Below are 19957 nucleotides of genomic sequence, written 5' to 3'. Positions count from 1 at the left end.
ACGCAGGAGGGGTCGCCGTGCTGACAGGAGGTCTGGAGGTCAGCACGGCCTGGCAAGCAGGAGCCGCCTGGTCACGCCGTGAATGCTACTCCGGAGGGCCGGCACCGGGTCCGACCGGCACGGGCGCCTCCCGCCGCGGCCGTGGCGTGCCGGCCAGACCGGTCAGCGGGAGCCAGCGCGGCAGCGCCCGGCGGGCCTGCGGCTCGCCGTGCAGCACGATCTCCCCGGAGCGGAGCACGCCGGCCCAGTCGAGGTCGCCGCGCCACAGCCGGGTGAGGGTGCGCAGGCTCGACTCCACGGTGACGCGGGGCGGGCAGCCCGGGTCGACGTCGCAGACGTCGACCCCGTCGGCGGTGACGACGATCCACCAACGCCGGGTCGTCGGATCCAGCTCCGGGAAGACGAACGCGATGACCGTCCGCCCGTCGGGTACCGCCTCGGTGTCGACGTTGCGGTGCATGTCCCACAGCAGCAGGTGCGGGTCGAGGTCCTCGTCACCGAGCTCGGGGATCCATCGGACGCCCCACCGGCCCACGGCTTCCACGATCGGCTCCAGCTCACGGCCGGCCTCGGTGAGCCGGTAGCTGACCCGGTTGCCCTCCTGCCACCGCTCGACCACGCCGGCCTTCGCCAGCGTCTGCAGCCGCTTGGACAGCAATGCGGGCGACATCCGCGGCACCCCGCGGCGCAGGGCGTTGAAGTGCCGGCTGCCGAGCATCAGCTCCCGGACGACGAGCAGCGTCCACCGCTCGTCGAGCAGCTCCATGGCCTTGGCCACCGGGCAGAACTGTCCGTACTGCGAGGGCATGGCTCCCCTCCCGTCCACGGGACGCCCCGACCGTAGGACCGGACCGCGGCCGCCGGAACCCCCTGCGCCGCGGCGGTACAGATCCGGTAGCGGGTCGCTACAGATCCAGCACTGGAGGGGTGGAGGGCGGGGGCGGGACCCTCGACGACGTCCCTCCCTCCCCCAGGAGTTCCTCATGACCACGACCCGCACCACGTCCACCGTCCCGGCTCCCGCACCGGCCACCGACGCGGCGCCCACCCTCGCCGAGACCGCCCCGGCGGTGCTGTCGCTGATCGCGGGCTACGTCGGCCACCGCACCGTGGCCACCGGCCTGCGCAGCGGCCTGCTCCGGCGGCTCGCCGACACCCCGGGCAGCACGCCCGACGACCTCGCCGAGGCGCTGGGGATGGATCCCTTCTACGTCGCCGTCTGGTGCCGGGCGGCGCTGGGCGCGGGCCTCCTCGAGCGCGACGGTGCCGGCGTCCGGCTGCGCGAGCACATGGCCACCCTGCTGCTGGACAGCTCGTCGCCCGCTTTCGTCGGCGGGGTGTTCGGCGTGCTCGAGGCACCGGAGGTGTTCGGCCGCTTCGAGGCGTCGCTGTCCTCCGGTGAGCGCATGTGGTGGGAGGACACAAGCCCGGAGTGGATCGCGGCCGTCGCCGGCACGGGGACGCCCTTCTACACGCGGCTGGTGCCCGGCGGCCTGGAGCGCGTGCCCGGGCTGGCCGAGCGCCTCGACGCGGGCTGCAGGATCGTCGACACCGCATGCGGAGCGGGGGTCGGCGCCGTCCGGCTCGCCACGACGTACCCGCGGTGCACGGTGACCGGCGTCGACGGCGACGCGCACTCGATCGCGCTGGCCCGCGAACGGGTCGAGGCCGCCGGCGTCGCCGACCGCGTCACGCTGGTGCACAGCGCGCTCGAGGACATGGCGATCGACGACCCGGCCACCCTCGTGGTCAACAACATCTCGATGCACGAGTGCCGCGACATCGATCGGGTGGCCGCCAACGTGCGCGCCGCTCTGGAGCCGGGGGGCTGGTTCGTCATCTCCGACTTCCCGTTCCCGGACACCGACGAGGGGCTGCGCGCCGTGCCGGGCCGGATCATGAGCGGCATCCAGTTCTTCGAGGCGCAGATCGACGACCAGCTGCTCCCTCGTGCCGCCTACGACGAACTGCTGGGCAGGCACGGGTTCACCGACCTGGGCAGCGTGTCCCTGACGCCGATGCACGCGCTCACCTGGGGCCGCCGGCCGTGACGGTGCGGCGCGGGGCGGCCTTCCGACGTGGGCCGCCCGTGCCCGACGTCACGGGGCGGAACGGTTTCGCCCTCTTCCTCCGGGGCACCCATGCACCAGGCGGCGTTCAGCATGGCAGCGCCTCCCCCCACCGCCCCATCCGGACCCCGGAGTACGCGGTGGAGGTTTTGGACGTACCCGGCACACGCCACCCCTCCCGCACCGACGACGTCCCCCGCAGGGGGCCGCCGGTCGTGCGCGCGGACGTCCCGCCTCCACCGGCGACCGGTCCCGGGGACGGCATGCTCGCGAGGACCCACCACCGCATGTTCCCCATGGCAGACGCCGCACCGCTCAACGACTCGACGCTCCCCTCGCACTCCGGCTCCGTCCGGGTGCCCACCTACGACCGCTCGGCCCTGGCCCCGGCCGTGGTTCACATGAGCGTGGGCGGCTTCAGCCGCGCGCACCAGCTCGTGTACTTCGACGACCTGGCCGAGGCCGGCAACACCGACTGGGGGGTCGTCGGGGTCGGCCTCCATTCCGCGAACATGCGCGACGCCCTCGCCCCCCAGGACAACCTCTTCACCGTCGTCGAGCGCGACGGTGCCGGCGAGACCGCCCGCGTGATCGCCGCGATGGTCGACTACGTCTACGCGCCGGAGGACACCGAGCGGGTGCTGGCGCTGCTCACCGACGAGCGGACGCGGCTGGTCACCATGACGGTCACCGGCACCGCCTACCGGATCGATCCGCACACCGGGGCCTTCCAGCCCGACGACGAGGCGCGCGCCGATCTGGAGCACCCGACCGAGCCGCAGTCGGTCTTCGGCTTCGTGGTCGAGGGCCTGGACCGCCGCCGCCGGGCCGGACTTCCGCCGTTCACGGTGCTGTCCTGCGACAACATGCAGTCCAACGGCGACGCCGCCCGCGCCGCCGTCGTCGGCTATGCGCGCCTGCGCGACGAGGTGCTGGCCCGCTGGATCACCGACAACGTGACCTTCCCGAGCAGCATGGTGGACCGCATCACCCCGAGCACCTCGCCCGACCAGCGGGACGAGATCGCGGCGACCTTCGGCGTCGACGACCGGTGGCCGGTGATCACCGAGCCGTTCATGCAGTGGATCGTGGAGGACGAGTTCTGCAACGGTCGCCCGCCGCTGGACGGCGTGGGCGTCCGCTTCGTGCGGGACGTCGGTGACTACGAGCTCATGAAGACCCGGCTGCTCAACGCCGGCCACTGCGCGATGGGGTTCCTCGGCCAGGTCGCGGGCCTGGAGACCACGGACGAGGCAGTCGCCGACCCGGTCCTGCGCGACTACCTGCGTCGCCTGATGCTCACCGAGGTCGTCCCGCTGCTCCCGTGCCCGGAGGGCGTCGACCTCCCCGGCTACGCCGAGACACTGCTCGAGCGCTTCGCCAACCCCGCGATCGCCGACCGGCTCCAGCGCGTCAGCCGGCGCGGGTCGAGCAAGATGCCCGAGTACCTCCTGCCGTCGCTCCACCAGGCGAGGGCGGAGCGCCGCCCGCACGACCTGCTCACCCTCGCCGTGGCCGGGTGGCTGCGCTACCTGCGCGGCACCGACGAGTCCGGCGGGCCGCTGGAGGTCGAGGACGCCCGCCGCGAGGAGCTGCAGCCGCTGGCACGCAGCGGGGGCACGGACCCCCGGGCGCTGCTGGCCGACCGGGCCGTCTTCGGCGCCCTGGCCGACGACCAGGACTTCGCCGAGCGCCTCGAGCGGCTGCTCGTCCGGTTCGAGGAGCGCGGCGTGCGGGCAACCGTCGCCGAGTCGGTGGAGCTCTCCGGGCCGGTCCCGCAGCCGGTCGACGCCCTCGGCGAGCGGTCGCAGCCGGCGTGACCGGGACAGTGGACAACGAGCTCGGGGGCCTGCGCGCACTGCTGCTCGACGCCGACGACACCCTCGTCCCGTCCGAGGTGCCGGCCTTCGAGGCCTCGGCCGAGGTGACCAACCGGCTCCTCGCGGCGGCCGGCATCGACCGCCGGGTGACCGGCGAGGAGCTCCGCAGCGAGTTCACCGGGAAGAACTTCCGGACGACGGCGCGCGAGCTGGCGGCCGCCGCCGGGGTGGAGGTCCCCGACCTCGAGACGTGGGTGGCCGAGGAGAAGCGGGCCGTCACCGGGCACCTGAGCGCCGTCCTCCGGCCCGATCCCGAGGTGTTCGAGGTACTCAGGGCGGTGAGCAGCCGACTGGAGCTCGCCGCGGTCAGCTCCAGCGCGCTCGCCCGGCTGGACGGCAGCTTCCGCGCGGCGGGGCTGGCCGACCTGCTCCCGCCCGCCCGCCGGTTCAGCGCCGAGGACTCGCTGCCCACGCCGACCAGCAAGCCCGACCCTGCGGTCTACCTGCATGCCTGCCGCGAGTTGGGCATCGAGCCGGCCGAGGGGCTCGCGGTGGAGGACTCCGTGTCCGGTGCCACCTCTGCCGTCCGCGCGGGGTGTCCGACGGTGGGCATCGTCGCCTTCGTGCCCGAGGCGGAGCAGGCCGACCGCCGGCGCCGGCTCGAGGACGCCGGAGCCTTTGCCGTCGTCGGCACGTGGCGCGAACTGGGCGACCTCCTCCTGCCGGCGCTCCGGGAGGGCGTCGTCGGCTGAGCCGGCTCAGCCGAGCTGCGGCGCGACCTCCGACGCCACCAGGTCCAGGTGATCCAGGTCGGACAGGTCGAGCACCTGCAGGTAGACCCGTGTGGCCCCTGCCTCGGCGTAGCGGCCGAGGACGTCGACGGCCTCGGCCGGCGTCCCGGCGACGCCGTGTGCCCGGAGCTCGTCGACCTCGCGGCCGATGGCGGCGGCCCGGCGGGCGAGCTCGGCCTCGTCCCTGCCCACGCACAGCACCAGCGCCGAGCTGTACACCAGGGACGACGGGTCGCGGCCGGCCTCGTCGCAGGCCTCCCGGACCCCGGCGAACAGTCGCGCGTTGTCCTCGGCGGACATGAACGGCACGTTGAACTCGGCGGCGTACCGGGCGGCCAGCCGCGGCGTGCGCTTCTTCCCGGCCCCGCCCACGAGGATCGGGATGCCCCCGGCCTGCACCGGCTTGGGCAGTGCCGGCGAGTTCGTCACGCGGTAGTGCTGCCCGGTGAAGTCGAAGGTCTTCCCCGGCGGGGTGCTCCACAGCCCACTGATGATCGCCAGCTGCTCCTCGTACCGGTCGAACCGCTCCCCCAGCGACGGGAAGGGAATGCCGTAGGCGGCGTGCTCCTGCTCGAACCAGCCCGAGCCGATGCCCAGCTCGACGCGGCCACCGCTCATCTGGTCCACCTGGGCGACGGAGATCGCCAGCGGCCCGGGCAGCCGGAAGGTGCCCGCCGTCATGAGCGTGCCCAGCCGGATCCTGCTGGTCTCCCGCGCCAGGCCGGCGAGGGTGAGCCAGGCGTCGGTCGGGCCCGGCAGGCCGTCGCCGCCCATGGTCAGGTAGTGATCGGAACGGAAGAACGCGTCGAAGCCGGTCTCCTCGGTGCGCCGCGCCACGGCGAGCAGGTCGTCGTAGGTGGCACCCATCTGCGGTTCGGTGAAGATGCGGAGCTGCACGCTGCGACGCTAGCCACACATCGCCCCCTGCGCGCCCCGACCTGGGAGCCGGGGGTGTGCTCACCGCCCGGACCGGGCAGGATGATCGCCAAGCGATCAACTCGGAGGTGCAGCTCGTGTTCCGCAAGAAGACGCGCGGTCAGGTCATCGGCGCCGAACTGCAGGAGGGCTTCACCCACCTCGGGGTGGCGGCCACCCAGGCCGGCCGTCTCGCCGCAGAGCAGGTGAGCCCCCGAGTGGCGGCCGCCCGTGAGGCAGCCACACCCGCATACGAGGCGGCCAAGGTCGCCGTCGTCCCCAAGGTCGCCGCCGCGGTGGCGGCCGCGGCCCCGGCCGTGGCCGGCGCCCGCGAGGTCGTCGCGCCCCGCGTGGAGGCAGCGCTCGACGCCGTCGCACCCCGGGTGGAGGCGGCCCGCGACGCGCTGGCACCGCACCTCGACGCCGCCGGCCCCCGGGCCGCGGCAGCGGTGGCCGCCGCACAGGCCGCCGCCGCGAAGGCCGCCGCCGACCTGGCGCCGCGGGTCGAGGCCGCGCAGAAGGCCGCCCAGAAGACGCTGAAGGACGACGTCGCCCCCCGGCTCGAGGCCGCACAGGTCGCCGCCCTGGCCTACGCCGCCCCGAAGGTGACCGCCGCCCGCGACGTCGTCACCCCGGCCCTGGACAGCGCCCGCGAGACGCTGCTCGCCGGGGTGGACAGTGCCCGCGGCGAGATCGACGCCCGCCGCGCCGAGTTCGTGGCGGCCGCCGCCGAGTCCGGCCGCAAGGCCCGCAAGGCGGCGAAGAAGGCGCGCAAGAACGCCGGCAAGAAGCACCGCGAGTTCGAGAAGGCGGCGCTGGCCACCGCCGCGACGGTCAAGCGCACGATCGGCGCCGAGCCCGAGCCGCGCCGTCGCTGGCCGTGGGTGTTCGCCGCCCTCGCGCTGGGTACGGCCGCCTTCGTCTTCCTGCGGCGCAAGCAGGAGGACGACTGGACCCCCGCGCCCGCGAGCGACGGCCCGGTCCCGAGCTACCGAGAGGACCCCGTGCCCAGTTCCGACGACTTCGGCGGCAAGACCGTCTCCACCGCCAACACGACCGGCGACTCCGCGCCCTCCGAGTCGGACATGGGCGTGCGCGACGCCCAGTTCGTCGAGGGTGACGGTCCGACGGCCACCGGTGAGGACATCCAGAACACCCCGCAGCCCTTCACCTCGGGCGGCGGCGGTGCGGACGAGGGCCCGACCGCCGGCCCCGCGGGCCGCGAGGTCTGATCCGCACATCCTGTGCTCCACGCCGCAGCCCCCGTCGCCCGTGCGACGGGGGCTGCGGCGTCTCCGCGAGTACCGTGGGGATCATGAGCCAGTCGGTGTCCCCGGTCCCCGCCCAGGACTCCCCGCTCGAGCCCGCCGGCCGCAAGCTGCTGCGGCTCGAGGTGCGCAACAGCCAGGTGCCGATCGAGCGCAAGCCCGAGTGGATCAAGACCCGGCTCAAGACCGGGCCGGAGTACACCGAGCTCAAGTCGCTGGTCCGCCGCGAGGGCCTGCACACGGTGTGCGAGGAGGCCGGCTGCCCCAACATCTACGAGTGCTGGGAGGACCGCGAGGCCACCTTCCTCATCGGGGGCGACCAGTGCACCCGGCGCTGCGACTTCTGCCAGATCGACACCGGCAAGCCCGCCGACTTCGACGCCGACGAGCCCCGCCGGGTCGCCGAGAGCGTCGCGACCATGGGCCTGAAGTACGCGACCGTCACCGGCGTCGCCCGGGACGACCTCCCCGACGGCGGCGCGTGGCTCTACGCCGAGACCGTCCGGCAGATCCACGCCCAGCTCCCCGGCTGCGGGGTGGAGCTGCTCATCCCCGACTTCAACGCCGACCCGGCGCAGCTGGCCGAGGTCTTCTCCTCCCGCCCCGAGGTGCTCGCGCACAACGTCGAGACCGTGCCCCGCATCTTCAAGCGCATCCGCCCGGGCTTCCGGTTCGACCGCTCCCTCGCCGTGATCACCGCCGCCCGCGAGGCCGGTCTGGTGACCAAGTCCAACCTCATCCTGGGCATGGGCGAGGAGCCCGAGGAGGTCCGGGAGACGATGCAGGCGCTCTACGACGCCGGCTGCGACCTGCTCACCATCACCCAGTACCTGCGCCCCTCGCCGCGGCACCACCCCGTGGTCCGCTGGGTGAAGCCCGACGAGTTCGTCGGTTTCCAGGCGGACGCCGAGGCGATCGGCTTCCCGGGCGTGCTGGCCGGTCCGCTGGTCCGCAGCTCCTACCGCGCGGGCCGCCTGTACCAGCAGGCCATGACCGCCCGGGGACTCGCCTCCCAGGCCTGACCTCGCCCGGCCGTATCCTTGCGGCATGGCACGCAGCAAGCCCTCGTCCGGCTCCACCGCCGCCTCCGCTCCCGCGGTGAAGCTGGACAAGAAGGGCAACCCCAAGGTCGGGCGTCTGAAGAAGCTCGGCACCAACGCCCGCATGATCAAGCAGGCGTACACGCTGACGGCCAAGAACGACCCGAAGCTCCCCTGGCTGCTGCTTATCACCTTCGTGGCGGTCGGCGCCGTGGTCGAGCTGATCGGCATCCTGCTCAGCCTGCCGCTGGTGTTCATCCCGATCGCGCTGCTGTTCGCCGTCCTGGCCACGCTCATCGTCTTCGGGCGTCGCGCGCAGGGCTCGGCCTACCGCCAGGTGGAGGGGCAGCCCGGTGCGGCCGCCTGGGTGCTCGAGGGCATGCGGGGTGATTGGCGGGTGACCTCCGGGGTCGCGGGCACCACGCAGCTCGACGCCGTCCACCGCGTGCTGGGCCGTCCCGGGGTGATCCTGGTCGCCGAGGGCGCGCCCTCCCGGGTCCGCAACCTGCTCGCCCAGGAGAAGAAGAAGGTCGCCCGGATCATCGGCGAGACCCCGATCTACGACATCCTGGTCGGCGACGAGGAGGGCCAGGTGCCGCTGCCGAAGCTCAGCGCGCACATCATGAAGCTCCCCCGCAACCTCACCGCCGCCGAGGTCAACAGCCTCGGACGCCGGATGAGCGCCCTGGGCGGTCCGCGGATGCCCGTCCCGGGTGGTCCGCTGCCCGGTGGCCGCCAGATGTCGATCAGCCAGCGGCAGGTCCGCCGCCGCTAGAGGCGCTGGAAGGGCTCGGCGTACCGGAACGTGCCGCCGGGCCGCGGCCCGGCCAGCCACCGCGCCTGGAAGTGCCCGCCCCAGAGCGGCTCCGGCGCGGCGACACCGAGATCCCGGGCGGCCCGGAAGCCGAACCGCGCGTAGTAGGTGGGCCGCCCGAGCAGCGCCACGAGCGTCTCGCCGGCCGCCTCGGCCACCGCCAGCAGCGCGTGCACCAGGACGGTGCCGACGCCACGCCCCTGCGCTCCCGGGAGCACGCCGAGCGGGCCGAGACCCAGCACCGGCGCGCCGGCCGGCTCCAGCCACCCGCGCGTGGCGAGGACGTGGCCGGTGACGACGTCGTCCACCACCGCGACCAGCGAGAGGTGCGGCAGGAAGCCGGCGTCCTCGCGCAACTCGTCGACCAGCCGCGCCTCGACGACGTCCTCCGGTGCGCGGACCGTTCCGGACACGGGATCGCGGGTGAAGGCGGCGAGGTGCACCGCGCGCACGGCGTCGTGGTCGCGGGGGCGCTCCCGCCGGATGATCACCGGGGCAGTGTGCGACCCCGAGGGGTGCCGGTCGAGCGGATTGACGGGCTCAGTCCCGGACGACGGCGGTGCCGGTCAGCCGGTCGTGCAGCCCGCGGCCGTCGGCGTCGACCAGCAGCGCGGGGACGAGCAGCACCAGCAGCCCCGTGCGGACGACGGCCCGCCAGAGGGCCAGCCGCGCACCCGGCCTGGGATGAGCGAGTCGCAGGCCCAGCAGCCGCATGCCCGGGGTCTGCCCGGCGGCCACCAGCGAGACGACGGTGAGGACGCCGAAGGAGAGGAGGCTCCAGTTGCCGGGCAGCTGCGGGGCCGTGAAGAGGCCGGCGACCAGCGCCGCGGCCAGCGAGTCGATCAGGAAGGCCCCGACCCGGGTGCTGAACGCCGCCAGAGAGCCCGGGCCGTCAGCCGGCAGCCCCAGGGAGGCGCCCCGTGGCCGCTCCTGAGAGGGTGAGGACCCGTCCCTGATCATGACTGCCAGCGTAGTAAGCGGATCCCCTGCCCCCACCACTCGCCAGCTCGCGGCGGGACCCCTGCAGGGGGCCGACCCACACCCGACACGCCGAAAGCCGTTGTTACGCCCGCGAAACACTTGGGACACCCCGGGGCAACTCCGGGCTCGTAGCTTTCGTTCGGCCGTCCACAAACCCGGAGGATCGATGTTCACCAGTCCCGACGAGGTCGCCGCCTACATCCGCGACAACGACGTCGAGTTCGTCGACGTGCGCTTCTGCGACCTGCCCGGCGTCATGCAGCACTTCACCATCCCGGCGTCGACGTTCGGCGAGGACACGTTCTCCGAGGGCCTGGGCTTCGACGGTTCGTCGATCCGCGGCTTCCAGGCGATCAACGAGTCGGACATGCTGCTGCTGCCCGACGCGAACAGCGCCTTCCTGGACCCGTTCCGCAAGCACAAGACGCTGAACGTCAACTTCTTCATCCACGACCCGATCACGCGCGAGGCCTACAGCCGCGACCCGCGGAACGTGGCGAAGAAGGCCGAGGCCTACCTGGCCGCCAGCGGCATCGCCGACACCGCCTACTTCGGTGCCGAGGCGGAGTTCTACATCTTCGACTCGGTCCGCTACGACACCGGGATCAACGAGGGCTACTACCACATCGACTCGGCCGAGGGCGCATGGAACTCCGGTGCCCGTACCGAGCTCGACGGCAGCCCGAACCGCGGCTACAAGGCCCGCCCCAAGGGCGGCTACTTCCCGGTCGAGCCCTACGACCAGCAGAGCGACCTGCGGTCGGACATGATGAAGAACCTCATGAGCGCCGGGCTGGTGCTCGAGCGCGGCCACCACGAGGTCGGCACCGGCGGGCAGGCCGAGATCAACTACAAGTTCGACACCCTGCTGCGCTCGGCCGACACCCTGATGCTGTTCAAGTACATCATCAAGAACACCGCCTGGGCCGCCGGCAAGACCGCCACCTTCATGCCCAAGCCGCTGTTCGGTGACAACGGCTCCGGCATGCACTGCCACCAGAGCCTGTGGCAGGGCGGCCAGCCGCTCTTCCACGCCGAGACCGGCTACGCGGGGCTGTCGGACATGGCCCGCCACTACATCGGTGGTCTGCTCAAGCACGCGCCGTCGCTGCTGGCGTTCACGAACCCGACGGTGAACAGCTACCACCGCCTGGTGCCCGGCTACGAGGCCCCGATCAACCTCGTCTACTCCGCGCGCAACCGTTCGGCGTGCACCCGCATCCCGATCTCGGGTGACAACCCGAAGGCCAAGCGCATCGAGTTCCGCGTGCCCGACCCGTCGGCCAACCCCTATCTCGCCTTCTCGGCGATGCTGATGGCCGGCCTCGACGGCGTGAAGAACAAGATCGAGCCGCCGGCGCCGGTGGACAAGGACCTCTACGAGCTGCCGCCCGAGGAGGCCCTGGGCATCGAGAAGGTGCCCGCGTCGCTGGACGCCGTCCTCGACCGGCTCGAGGTCGACCACGAGTACCTGATCGACGGCGGGGTGTTCACCCCCGACCTGATCGAGACGTGGATCGACTACAAGCGGGCCAACGAGATCGACCCGATCCGCCTGCGCCCGCACCCCCACGAGTTCGCCATGTACTACGACATCTGATCCCAGGCGTCCGCCGCGGCCCCCGACCTCCTCGCGAGGCCGGGGGCCGCGGTGCGTCCGTGTCAGGTGGTGACACACACGTGGGAGGCCTGGCGTCGATCACGTGCCCGACGCCAGGCCGGTCCACGAGAAGGATGCGCAGCGGATCAAGACTGCCCAGGCCGGCCTCCGGTCGGCGCAGGCCGAACTCGAGGAGGCCGTCGCCGGCGCGCTGCTCAACGGGGCGTCGGTGCGCGCGGTGACCGAACTCGGGATCTCGCCGAACACGGTGCAGAAGTACGGGCGCGCGCACGGCGGGCCGACGGAGGTCAACCGGTCGCGGTTCAACGAGACGCGGTGGGACCGCCTGGGCCGGGAGGCCGATGAGGAGCGCTCCTGAGCCGGTCGGCTCCCACCAGCCGGTGCTGCGCCGGCAGGAGCCTGACCACGGAAGCTCTGGGTTGAACTGGCCGACGGCTGCCCGGGACGCTACGCGCTTCCGGAGCCGCGAGCGTCGACCTCACCACCCCGTCACACGGTGGAGGCGCGGCACGGGAACAGCTACCGCCACGGATCCGCCCGGCCAGTCACCGGTGGTCGCCGCATGCATGCAGGGCCCATGCCTCTTGGAGAACTGCACCTCGTCCAACCGCGTGGCGAGGTCGCCGGTGGACACCACCGTCGTCGGCCGGTCCTTCACCATGATCAGGATCGACGCCTCGGGCTCACCCGGCATGCGGTCTTCGACAGATCTGCCACCTGCTGCAGCAGCGCGTCGAGCGACTGCCCGCGCAGGCTGAGCTGCCCCAGGGACCGCAAACAATTCGCGACCCGCTCGAGCCCGACTGCGTGACGCGCAACAGGACGACCGCAGCGCAGCAACGCACCGCCGCGATACGGGGAACGCCCGCTGCCGCGGTGACCAGGGCGTTCGATGTCAGTCGACGCGGGCGTCCACCGCCCGCCGGGCCTGCTCGCGGACCCGGCCGGCGAGTCGCGAGAGGGTCACGTCGAGCAGCCGGTTGACCGGGGTCACCTCGCCGAGCCGGGCGAGCCCGGCCCAGCGCGGCACCGCGACCGTGCGCGACCACGGCGAGGTCAGGCACCCGGCGATGGCGTCGGCCACCCGCGACGGCGCCACGCCACGGGACAGCCGCCCGCGGGCGTCGTCGTCCGACGTCGGCGGATGCCCGTGCCCGCGAGCCAGCCACTCGGTCTCCACGAAGAACGGGTTCACCGTGTGCACCCGCACGCCCCGGGCGGTGACCTCGCGACGCATGCCCTTGACGAAGCCGGTGAGGCCGGCCTTGGTGGCCGAGTACACGGTCAGCGGGGGCACCTGCGACCACGCCGCCACCGAAGAGACGGCGACGACGTCTGCCCTCCCCCGCTCCTGCGCGGCGGCGAGCAGGTGCGGCAGCGCGATCCGGGTCAGCTCGATCGCCCCCGTGAGGTTGAGCGCGACGATGCCGGCGACCGCCTCGCCCGGCATGTCCTCCACGAGGCCTGCCCACCCCAGCCCCGCGTTCAGGACGAGGCCGTCGAGCCGGCCGTGCTCGGCCAGCGTCGCCTCGACCAGCCGGGCGCGGTCGTCGGCGTCGGCCATGTCGGCGCTGACCGCGGTCACCCCGGGCAGCCCCGCGACCGCCTCGGCGAGCCGGTCGCCGTCCCGGGCGCAGGTGACCACGCGGGCGCCCTCTGCGACCAACCTCTCGACGGCGGCACGGCCGATACCGGCGCTCCCCCCGGTGACGACGACGACGCGGGTGCTCGATGCGGGCATGCCGCTGTCCTACCCACGGGGGACATCACATGCGGCCAGGTATCGAATTCCTCGATGCTGGGCATGCCGACTGTCATGCGCCTCCCTGCTGCCCGCGGTCCGCTCAGCGAGTCCCTCGTCCGTGACCTGGCCACCCGGCCGGCCCTCTCGGACCGGACCCTCGAGAGCGCCGCCCGCCTGGCCGACGAGGTGACCGACGCTCTCACCGACGAGGACCTGCAGCTCTCGCTGGCGATCTGCTACGAGCTGCACTACCGCGGCTTCGACGAGGTCGACGACGCCTGGGAGTGGGACCCCGAGCTCCTCCGGCTCCGCGCCATCCTCGAGCAGCTGCACCTCTCCGCGCTCCAAGAGCTCGTCGGGCCGGTGTCCGTGACCGACGAGCCGATCGACGTGCAGCTCACGGCGACCATCGCCGCGGACGACGGCCCCTCGCTGTCGAGGTTCATGGCGCGGGAGGGCGACCTCGAGCAGTGGCGGGAGTACCTGACCGTGCGCTCGGTCTACCACCTCAAGGAGGGCGACCCGCACACCTTCGCCATCCCCCGGCTCAGCGGCCGGACCAAGGCGGCCATGGTGGAGATCCAGGCCGACGAGTACGGCGGCGGGTCGGCCGCGCGCATGCACAGCGAGCTGTTCGGTGGCCTGATGCGCGACCTCGGCCTGGACTCCGGCTACGGCGCGCTGTGGGACGACGCCCCCGCCGTCGCGTTCTCGAACGTCAACACCATGTCGCTGTTCGGGCTGCACCGGCGGTGGCGGGGTGCTGCCCTGGGCCACCTGACCACGGTGGAGATGACCTCCTCGGAGCCGAGCCGGCGGTACTCCTCGGGCCTGCGCCGCCTGGGGTTCGACGAGTCGACCACCGTGTTCTACGACGAGCACGTGGAGGCCGACGCCGTGCACGAGCAGATCGCCTCGGTCGACATGTGCGGCGCGTTCGTCGCCGAGAACCCGGAGCTGGCCGCCGATGTCCTGTTCGGCGCCCGGTGTTCGCTGGCGATGGACGGTCTGGCCGCGAAGCACCTGCTCGGCGCCTGGGAGGCCGGCCGGAGCGCCCTGCGCCGGGAGCCCTCGCTGGCCGCCTGACGCGGGTCAGTCCTCGGCGTCGCCGGCCGCCCGGAGGTGGGCGGCGGGCCGCGGCCGGCTCGGAGCGCTGGGCGCGGAGAAGCCGGCCCGCTTGTGCGTGCCGTCGCAGAACGGCTTGATGCCCGACTTGCCGCACCGGCACAGCGCGATGGTCCGGCGTCCGGGATCGATCTCGGCACCGTCCTGGTCGATGAGGCGGAAGTCGCCGCGGACGATCAGCGGCCCGTCTCGGTAGGGCGTGATCGTCGCGCCCCCGTCGTCGGCGACGGAGGCGACGTCGTCGGGGTGCTCGGACTCGGCGGACGGCGATGGCTGCACGTGCACACACTGCCCTGCTCCCCCGGCCGGCACACGCCCACGGTGCGGCGCCTACGCGGACGGGTGACCGGGCCCGCCACGGAGCCACCGCGGCGCGCGAACCGGCAGCACCCGTCACAGCCTGCTCCCGCGGTCCCGGGGAGCGGTCCACCAGCGGTTGACATCCCTCTGTCTGGAGCTGGAGGCGCGGTACGGTCACGCCCGATCGGCCCCCTCAGCCGGGTGGCCACTGCGATTGGGAGTTCCATGGGCGTGCTCAATTCCGGCTTCGCGGTCCTGCCACCAGCAACGCGGCATCGTCTGATCGCCATGCAGTACCGGATGTCGGAGGCAGAGCTGCGCCGGCTGCGCGACTTCGTCCCGGCCGACAAGGCCGCCATCGACGTCGGTGGCTGGTGGGGACCGTGGACGTACTGGCTGTCGCGCCACGCGACCGCGGTGCACACGTTCGAGCCGGTTCCGCACGTGGCGCGGTTCCTGCAGTCGGTCAGCGCGGACAACGTGACGGTGCACGAGGTCGCGCTGTCCGACGCAGCGGGCGAGGCCGTGCTGCACGTGCCCTCCGGGGGGCCGGGTAGCGAAGGCCGCTCCACCCTGGGCATACCCGGCTTCGCCGACGCCACGGATGTGACGGTCCAGCTGCGGACGCTGGACAGCGTCGACATCCCCGACGACATCGGCTTCATCAAGATCGACGTCGAGGGTCACGAGGCGCAGGTGCTGAAGGGGGCGCTCGACACCATCGAGACCCACCGACCGGTGTTGCTGGTCGAGGCCGAGGCCCACGACGACCGTCCGGGGAACGTCGACGAGGTCGTATCGCTGGTCGAGGGACTGGGGTACTCCGCGAGCTTCCTGCGCGGGCGCCGGTGGCTGCCGTTCGCGGAGTTCGACGTCCACCGCGACCAGTCCTCGATGGCCGGGGCGGTGCGCAGCCGCGGGCTGCTGGGCAACATGGTCATGTCGACGGGCTACGTCAACAACTTCCTCTTCCGCCCGAAGCACTGACGGCTCGACCGGACGACGGCCCCGTGCGCTCCCCCGACGGCACCGGGAGGATCCCCGCTACGACCGCGCCGAGAGCCACGATGGCCAGCACCTGGCGGGCGGTCCCCGTTCCGTCAGGGAACTCGAGGAGCAGCACACCGGCGGTGGCCGACGTGCCGGCGACCACCAGAGCCAAACCTAGTGAGCGGCTTCGGCGGAGCGACGCCGAGACCGCCCAGAGCAGCAGGACCGCGCCGGCGCCCACCGCGCCCCCGATCAGAGCCATGCCCCCCAGTGCGGCGAGGACGAGCACCACGGCGCGGACGCGCGACCGGCCCCGGTGCCGCCCGCCGGCCGGTGCGTCCCGGGGCGGTCGTACGGGGAGGACCGCGAGAACGGCCACCAGGACGACCGTCGCCGCGCCGGCGATCAGCGCCGTCCGGTAGATCGTCCCGGGGGCGAAGGTCACCTCAACCGTGCCGGCCGGCCCGGCCGGGAGCACGTAGCCCTGCTGCCAGCCGTCGACCGCGACCGACTCGAGACGCCGGCCCTCGAGGGTCGCGGTCCAGCCGGGGTTGGTGTTCTCCGGGACGACGAGGAGCTCCTCCCGGTCGCGCGCCTCCACGTCCAGCACCCGGGCCTCGGCGTCCCAGCGGTCCACCGCGACCGGCTCCCGGAGGACCGGAGCCGTGGTCGCCGCCCCGTCGGTGCGTACGAGGGTGGCCGAGTCCACGGTCAGCGCCGCGGTGCCCAGCGCGATCATCCGGTGCTCCCCGGCAGCCATCCCGACCGCCGGTGCGTCGTCGCAGGTCGTCACGGGGATGCTCTGCATGGCCAGCAGGGCACCGAGGTCGGTGTCGACCCGGGTGGACACGAAGCGGTCGTTCAGGAGCAGCATCGGCCCCTCGCCGCACGGCAGGACGACCGGCCTGTCGGCGGGGACGGTCTCGTTCGGGCCGCCGACCTCCACCTCGCTGATGCTGACGGCCAGCGGTCTCGTCCACTGCGTGTAGGGATCGAAGGACTCCGCCTGCACGGCCGATGCGAACGTGAGCTCGAGCCGGTCGGTGAGGACGGGCGCCAACCGCACCGTCCCGTCCTCTGCCAGTGGGACGGGCGTCGGCCCGTCCCCGGCGTCGACCGTGACGGTCCCCGGACGCAGCGCGGCCACTCCCGGGTCCGGGACGATGCGCAGCGCGTCGACCGTGCGCGGCTCGGGCCAGGTGAGGACGAGGCCCGGCCGCTCGTCCCAGGGAGCGGGCAGCCAGGAGGTGGCCGGATCACCGTCCACGGCCGCGGCCGCGCCCGCGCGCGGGTCGGACACCTCGACGCTGCTGGCCGCCGCCCGCACACCGCCCCTGATCGCCGCGAGCAGGGCGTCGAGCGCGGCGCCCGGACGGGGGACCGCCGTGACGGTGAGGTCGTGGTCCGCCGCCTCGAGAGTCGTGAACACCCGGTCGAGCGCCACGGGCTCCTCGCTACCGGTCACCAGCTCGGCGGCGCAGCGGACGGAGCCACCGGCCAGGGTGAGGCAGCCGGGACGCCCGGGCACCGCCTCGAACGCGTAGACGTCCGCCGCGGCCGACGGGGTGGGGGTGACCACCGTCCGGTCCACGTCGACGCCGCGGACGGCCACCTCCACCAGCACCAGCGCCGGGGCGTCCGCGCCGGTCGACGTCCCGCTGATCGTCAGCGTCCTCGACGACCCCGCCGGCAGCGGGAGGACCTGCGGCTCTCCGGTGTTCCTGACCCGCACGACCTCCGTGCCGACGTCGGTCGTCAGCCGCAGCTCGTCCGGCCGGTTCCCGCCGAAGTCCGCGCCGAGCGCGACGGTGACCTGCGAGGCGACGAACGGCTGCTCGGTCGTGAGCCGCCACCAGTCCGGGCGGGACCGGTCGGCGACGTCCGCCGGCCGCCATGCGGTGGACAGGTCGGAGTCCACCGCCGCCCACGGCTGGGCCTCGGGCCGGTTGCCGGCGAGCGTCCCGAGGTCCGATGCCGAGCTCGACGCGGTCGGGGTCGCGCCGACGTACTCGACGACGCTCTGCGCCTGAGCCAGTCCTGGCAAGGCGTAGTCCGCGGCCGGCTCGTCCGCCATCGTGGGTGCGTCCGCGGTCAGACCGCCGGAGGTCGCGCCGATCACCCGCCCGAAGGCCCGTTCCCGGCGTAGCAACGCGTCGCTGACCATGGTGGACCGGGTTCCGACGGAGGACTCCCCGGCGAGCAGCGTCGGCCGCCCGGTCACCAACCCGCGCTCCTCCAGTGCTAGCACGGCCTCCGGACCACCGTGGACGGTGACCGCCGAGGACAGCGGTGCCGTCCACGCCCGGGGCGCGGGGTCGGCGACCGCGTAGACCTCGATGGCCGGCGCCGGCTCGCTCAGACCCGCGTCGAGGAGGGTGCGCGAGGGCAGCTCCGCCTGCGGGTAGTCGTCGCCGAACGAGGCCACACGGGTGATCCCGGGCGACCCGAGGAGGGCCTGGCGCACCAGGGAGGTCCGGGTCGAGCCCGTGTCGGTGATGTCGAGGTCGTTGCGCAGCACCAGGTGGGAGATCCCGCCCCGGCCGAGGTACCGGGACAGACCGGCCGAGGCCTTCCCGCGCGCGAGCTGTGCCTCGACGGCGTCCAGCATCCGGATGTGCGCCTCGGGCGTCAGCGGGATGGCGGAGCGGACCTCCCAGGGTGACTCCGCCAGCGGCTGGAGCGGTTCGTCACCCGGCCTGCCCCACTCGTAGCTGCCGATGGACGAGGCCGGGACCAGGAGAGCCCGCCCGGTGGATCGCTGGTCGGCGAGGAAGTCGGCCGTCTCCTGCCAGTGCGCGGGGACGTCCGTGAACCCGGCCGGGGGCGCCATTCGGCCCGCCAGCGCCGGCGACGCCGATCCACCCAGCGCGAGCAGGATCGCCGCGAGGACGGCGCCGGCGCACACCCGCCGGGCCTGGCCGAACCAGACCCGGGATCCGGGCTGCCGTCCGCGTCGCGCCGCCTGCAGGAGGACGGCGGCCAGGTGCGCCGTGCCGAGCGCCAGAGGGAGCCGCAGCACCGGATCGAACTTGTGCACGTTGCGCAGTGGGGCGAGCCCGCCGTCGAGCGCCGAGTGCAGCGGACCCGCCAAGGCGCCGTCCACGGTGGCCAGGTGGCCCATCGACACCAGCCCGACGCCGGTCAGCAGCCCCAGGACCAGCCATGTGCGCTCGGGCAGGTCACGTCGGGTGAGCGCCACCAGCCCGGCCACGGCCAGCGCCAGGGTGGCTGCCACCGGCAGGGTGTCCTTGAGGAGCGCCCACCCGGCCGGCAGGTAGGGCCCCGACGAGGGCGAAGCCATCCCGGCGATCCACTGCGTGGTGCCGCGCAGCACGCTGAGCACGTCCGTGGGGGCCGTCGTGTCACCGGCGCTCTCGACGTAGTCGAAGACGTTGGGGCTGTACCGGCCGAGCAGCAGCAGCGGCACCGCCCACCAGAACGACGCCAGGCCGACGCACAGCACCCACCACCCGATCAGCCTGCGGCGGAGCCGGCCGGGGGGACGCGTCGCCAGGTACAGCAGCGCGAGGGGGAAGACGGCGGCCGTGGCCACGGCGTTGACGCCCCCGGCGCAGAACACGGCGAGCCCCGAGAGCGCTGCGGCCCGTCTCGCCGACCCGTGCCGCGACAGTCCCGCCAGTGGCACGAGGACCCACGGGGCTAGCGCCATCGGGATCACCTCGAACGAGGTGCCGGACAGCGCGGTGAGCATCCGGGGCGCCATCGCGTAGGCGATGCCGGCGAGCAGGACCGTCGACGGCGTCCCGATGCGCAGGCGGCGGGCGAGCAGGACCACGCCGAGGAAGGCGGTGCACAGGAGGGCGGCCAGCCACAGTCGCTGGACCACCCACATCGGCAGCCCGACGAGGTTCCCCACGGAGAAGAAGGGCCCCATCGGGAAGAGGTAGCCGTACGCCTGGTACTGCAGCTGACCGGCGAACCCCTGCGGGTCCCACAGCGACAGGGCACGCGCCAGGAATTTGAGCGGGTCCACGGCCAGGTCGAGCTTGGTGTCCCCGACGATCTGGCCGGGCGACTGCAGAAGACAGAGGATGACGAAGCCGAGGCAGATCAGCGCCGGCCACATCCTGCGCAGCTCCGCTCCAGCCCGCGAGGCCGACGACGCGGGAGCCGCGCCGGCGGCCGGCGAGGCAGCCACCCCCCGGTCGACGGAATCGCCCGCGACGGTCGTCGTCATCCAGGACCCGATCCGTCCTGTACGGCCACGACCGCCCCCGTCTCCCTCGGTGCGGGAACACCCGCTGCCGCCCGTCCGCACCGGATCTCCCGGGTACTCGGCTCCGGAACGCGAACGCGAGGACTCTAGAGGGACGGATCGTGCCCGGCGCCCTTTCGGAACGGAAGTTCGACCGTACAGACGACATTTCTCGAGCCGGCGGTGGGCATACCCCGACTTACATCATTGTGATGCTGACGCTTTGTGTCCGTGCAGTTATGGAATGTTGCGACCAGCACGCT

The 19957-nt window shown here is 73.3% G+C and carries 17 protein-coding genes; 10 read left to right on the top strand and 7 right to left on the bottom strand.

All coding sequences use genetic code 11. The features are described from left to right. Positions 1 to 85: 85 nt before the first annotated feature. A complete protein-coding gene (locus BLS70_RS10200) occupies positions 86 to 808 on the bottom strand; it encodes a winged helix-turn-helix transcriptional regulator (RefSeq protein WP_091766818.1) in 723 nt (240 codons plus the stop codon). A gap of 175 nt (positions 809 to 983) precedes the next feature. Between BLS70_RS10200 and BLS70_RS10195 the strand changes: the two genes are divergently transcribed. From BLS70_RS10195 to BLS70_RS10185, 3 genes are all read left to right on the top strand, one after another. Continuing rightward, the gene (locus BLS70_RS10195; RefSeq protein WP_176946355.1) at positions 984 to 2051 is read left to right on the top strand and encodes a class I SAM-dependent methyltransferase; all 1068 of its coding nucleotides are present in this window, start codon (positions 984 to 986) and stop codon (positions 2049 to 2051) included. A 305-nt stretch (positions 2052 to 2356) separates the two neighbouring features. Then, on the top strand, positions 2357 to 3889 hold the full coding sequence (locus BLS70_RS10190; protein WP_255362373.1) for a mannitol dehydrogenase family protein: 1533 nt from the start codon (positions 2357 to 2359) through the stop codon (positions 3887 to 3889). After that, positions 3886 to 4641, top strand: coding sequence for an HAD family hydrolase (locus BLS70_RS10185; protein WP_091766812.1), 756 nt, complete (start codon positions 3886 to 3888; stop codon positions 4639 to 4641). Before BLS70_RS10190 ends, BLS70_RS10185 begins: the two co-directional genes overlap by 4 nt. A 6-nt stretch (positions 4642 to 4647) precedes the next feature. Here the strand turns inward: BLS70_RS10185 and BLS70_RS10180 are convergent, their stop codons facing one another. Continuing rightward, positions 4648 to 5577 (bottom strand): LLM class F420-dependent oxidoreductase, encoded by a 930-nt coding sequence (locus tag BLS70_RS10180; RefSeq protein ID WP_091766809.1) that lies wholly within the window; start codon positions 5575 to 5577, stop codon positions 4648 to 4650. Between the two features lie 116 nt (positions 5578 to 5693). Here BLS70_RS10180 and BLS70_RS10175 point away from each other — a divergent pair, with 116 nt between their 5' ends. The 3 genes from BLS70_RS10175 (at position 5694) to BLS70_RS10165 (ending at position 8678) form a co-directional block, all read left to right on the top strand. Beyond that, positions 5694 to 6827 (top strand): hypothetical protein, encoded by a 1134-nt coding sequence (locus BLS70_RS10175; RefSeq protein ID WP_143030386.1) that lies wholly within the window; start codon positions 5694 to 5696, stop codon positions 6825 to 6827. A gap of 83 nt (positions 6828 to 6910) precedes the next feature. Further along, positions 6911 to 7885 (top strand): lipoyl synthase, encoded by a 975-nt coding sequence (lipA, locus tag BLS70_RS10170; protein WP_091766803.1) that lies wholly within the window; start codon positions 6911 to 6913, stop codon positions 7883 to 7885. Between the two features lie 25 nt (positions 7886 to 7910). Then, on the top strand, positions 7911 to 8678 hold the full coding sequence (locus tag BLS70_RS10165; RefSeq protein WP_091766800.1) for a DUF4191 domain-containing protein: 768 nt from the start codon (positions 7911 to 7913) through the stop codon (positions 8676 to 8678). Here BLS70_RS10165 and BLS70_RS10160 read toward each other — a convergent pair. After that, positions 8675 to 9208 (bottom strand): GNAT family N-acetyltransferase, encoded by a 534-nt coding sequence (locus BLS70_RS10160; RefSeq protein ID WP_091766797.1) that lies wholly within the window; start codon positions 9206 to 9208, stop codon positions 8675 to 8677. The two genes, BLS70_RS10165 and BLS70_RS10160, sit on opposite strands and share 4 nt — an antisense overlap. Positions 9209 to 9257: 49 nt before the next feature. After that, positions 9258 to 9677 (bottom strand): RDD family protein, encoded by a 420-nt coding sequence (locus tag BLS70_RS10155; RefSeq protein WP_091766794.1) that lies wholly within the window; start codon positions 9675 to 9677, stop codon positions 9258 to 9260. Between the two features lie 187 nt (positions 9678 to 9864). Between BLS70_RS10155 and glnA the strand changes: the two genes are divergently transcribed. Both glnA and BLS70_RS10145 read left to right on the top strand, forming a co-directional pair. Continuing rightward, positions 9865 to 11298, top strand: a complete 1434-nt coding sequence (glnA, locus tag BLS70_RS10150) for a type I glutamate--ammonia ligase (RefSeq protein ID WP_091766792.1) — start codon at positions 9865 to 9867, stop codon at positions 11296 to 11298. A gap of 103 nt (positions 11299 to 11401) precedes the next feature. Then, positions 11402 to 11677: a hypothetical protein gene (locus BLS70_RS10145; RefSeq protein WP_091766789.1), complete on the top strand. Its 276-nt coding sequence runs from the start codon at positions 11402 to 11404 to the stop codon at positions 11675 to 11677. Between the two features lie 537 nt (positions 11678 to 12214). On the opposite strand, the gene BLS70_RS10135 is transcribed toward BLS70_RS10145, so the two are convergent. Then, positions 12215 to 13060 (bottom strand): SDR family oxidoreductase, encoded by an 846-nt coding sequence (locus BLS70_RS10135; protein ID WP_091766783.1) that lies wholly within the window; start codon positions 13058 to 13060, stop codon positions 12215 to 12217. Between the two features lie 75 nt (positions 13061 to 13135). Here BLS70_RS10135 and BLS70_RS10130 point away from each other — a divergent pair, with 75 nt between their 5' ends. Continuing rightward, a complete protein-coding gene (locus BLS70_RS10130) occupies positions 13136 to 14149 on the top strand; it encodes an iron-containing redox enzyme family protein (protein ID WP_091767306.1) in 1014 nt (337 codons plus the stop codon). A 6-nt stretch (positions 14150 to 14155) separates the two neighbouring features. Here BLS70_RS10130 and BLS70_RS10125 read toward each other — a convergent pair whose 3' ends face one another. After that, the gene (locus BLS70_RS10125) at positions 14156 to 14467 is read right to left on the bottom strand and encodes a CDGSH iron-sulfur domain-containing protein (protein ID WP_091767303.1); all 312 of its coding nucleotides are present in this window, start codon (positions 14465 to 14467) and stop codon (positions 14156 to 14158) included. 309 nt (positions 14468 to 14776) lie between these two features. Between BLS70_RS10125 and BLS70_RS10120 the strand changes: the two genes are divergently transcribed. Continuing rightward, complete coding sequence (locus BLS70_RS10120) at positions 14777 to 15475, top strand: FkbM family methyltransferase (protein ID WP_176946354.1); 699 nt, start codon at positions 14777 to 14779, stop codon at positions 15473 to 15475. Here the strand turns inward: BLS70_RS10120 and BLS70_RS10115 are convergent. Beyond that, positions 15444 to 19676 (bottom strand): alpha-(1->3)-arabinofuranosyltransferase domain-containing protein, encoded by a 4233-nt coding sequence (locus tag BLS70_RS10115; protein ID WP_091766777.1) that lies wholly within the window; start codon positions 19674 to 19676, stop codon positions 15444 to 15446. The two genes, BLS70_RS10120 and BLS70_RS10115, sit on opposite strands and share 32 nt — an antisense overlap. Positions 19677 to 19957 lie beyond the last annotated feature (281 nt).

Source organism: Blastococcus aurantiacus (genome assembly GCF_900102425.1).
Lineage (GTDB): Bacteria > Actinomycetota > Actinomycetes > Mycobacteriales > Geodermatophilaceae > Blastococcus > Blastococcus aurantiacus.
Note: the sequence above shows the minus strand (reverse complement) of the source record. Positions and strands in the feature narration are given on the sequence as shown.

Coding starts and splice junctions, on each gene's coding strand:
- BLS70_RS10200 (WP_091766818.1), bottom strand. CDS start 808: ATGCCCTCGCAGTACGGACAGTTCTGCCCGGTGGCCAAGGCCATGGAG.
- BLS70_RS10195 (WP_176946355.1), top strand. CDS start 984: ATGACCACGACCCGCACCACGTCCACCGTCCCGGCTCCCGCACCGGCC.
- BLS70_RS10190 (WP_255362373.1), top strand. CDS start 2,357: ATGTTCCCCATGGCAGACGCCGCACCGCTCAACGACTCGACGCTCCCC.
- lipA (WP_091766803.1), top strand. CDS start 6,911: ATGAGCCAGTCGGTGTCCCCGGTCCCCGCCCAGGACTCCCCGCTCGAG.
- BLS70_RS10165 (WP_091766800.1), top strand. CDS start 7,911: ATGGCACGCAGCAAGCCCTCGTCCGGCTCCACCGCCGCCTCCGCTCCC.
- BLS70_RS10155 (WP_091766794.1), bottom strand. CDS start 9,677: ATGATCAGGGACGGGTCCTCACCCTCTCAGGAGCGGCCACGGGGCGCC.
- glnA (WP_091766792.1), top strand. CDS start 9,865: ATGTTCACCAGTCCCGACGAGGTCGCCGCCTACATCCGCGACAACGAC.
- BLS70_RS10135 (WP_091766783.1), bottom strand. CDS start 13,060: ATGCCCGCATCGAGCACCCGCGTCGTCGTCGTCACCGGGGGGAGCGCC.
- BLS70_RS10130 (WP_091767306.1), top strand. CDS start 13,136: ATGCGCCTCCCTGCTGCCCGCGGTCCGCTCAGCGAGTCCCTCGTCCGT.
- BLS70_RS10120 (WP_176946354.1), top strand. CDS start 14,777: ATGCAGTACCGGATGTCGGAGGCAGAGCTGCGCCGGCTGCGCGACTTC.
- BLS70_RS10115 (WP_091766777.1), bottom strand. CDS start 19,676: ATGACGACGACCGTCGCGGGCGATTCCGTCGACCGGGGGGTGGCTGCC.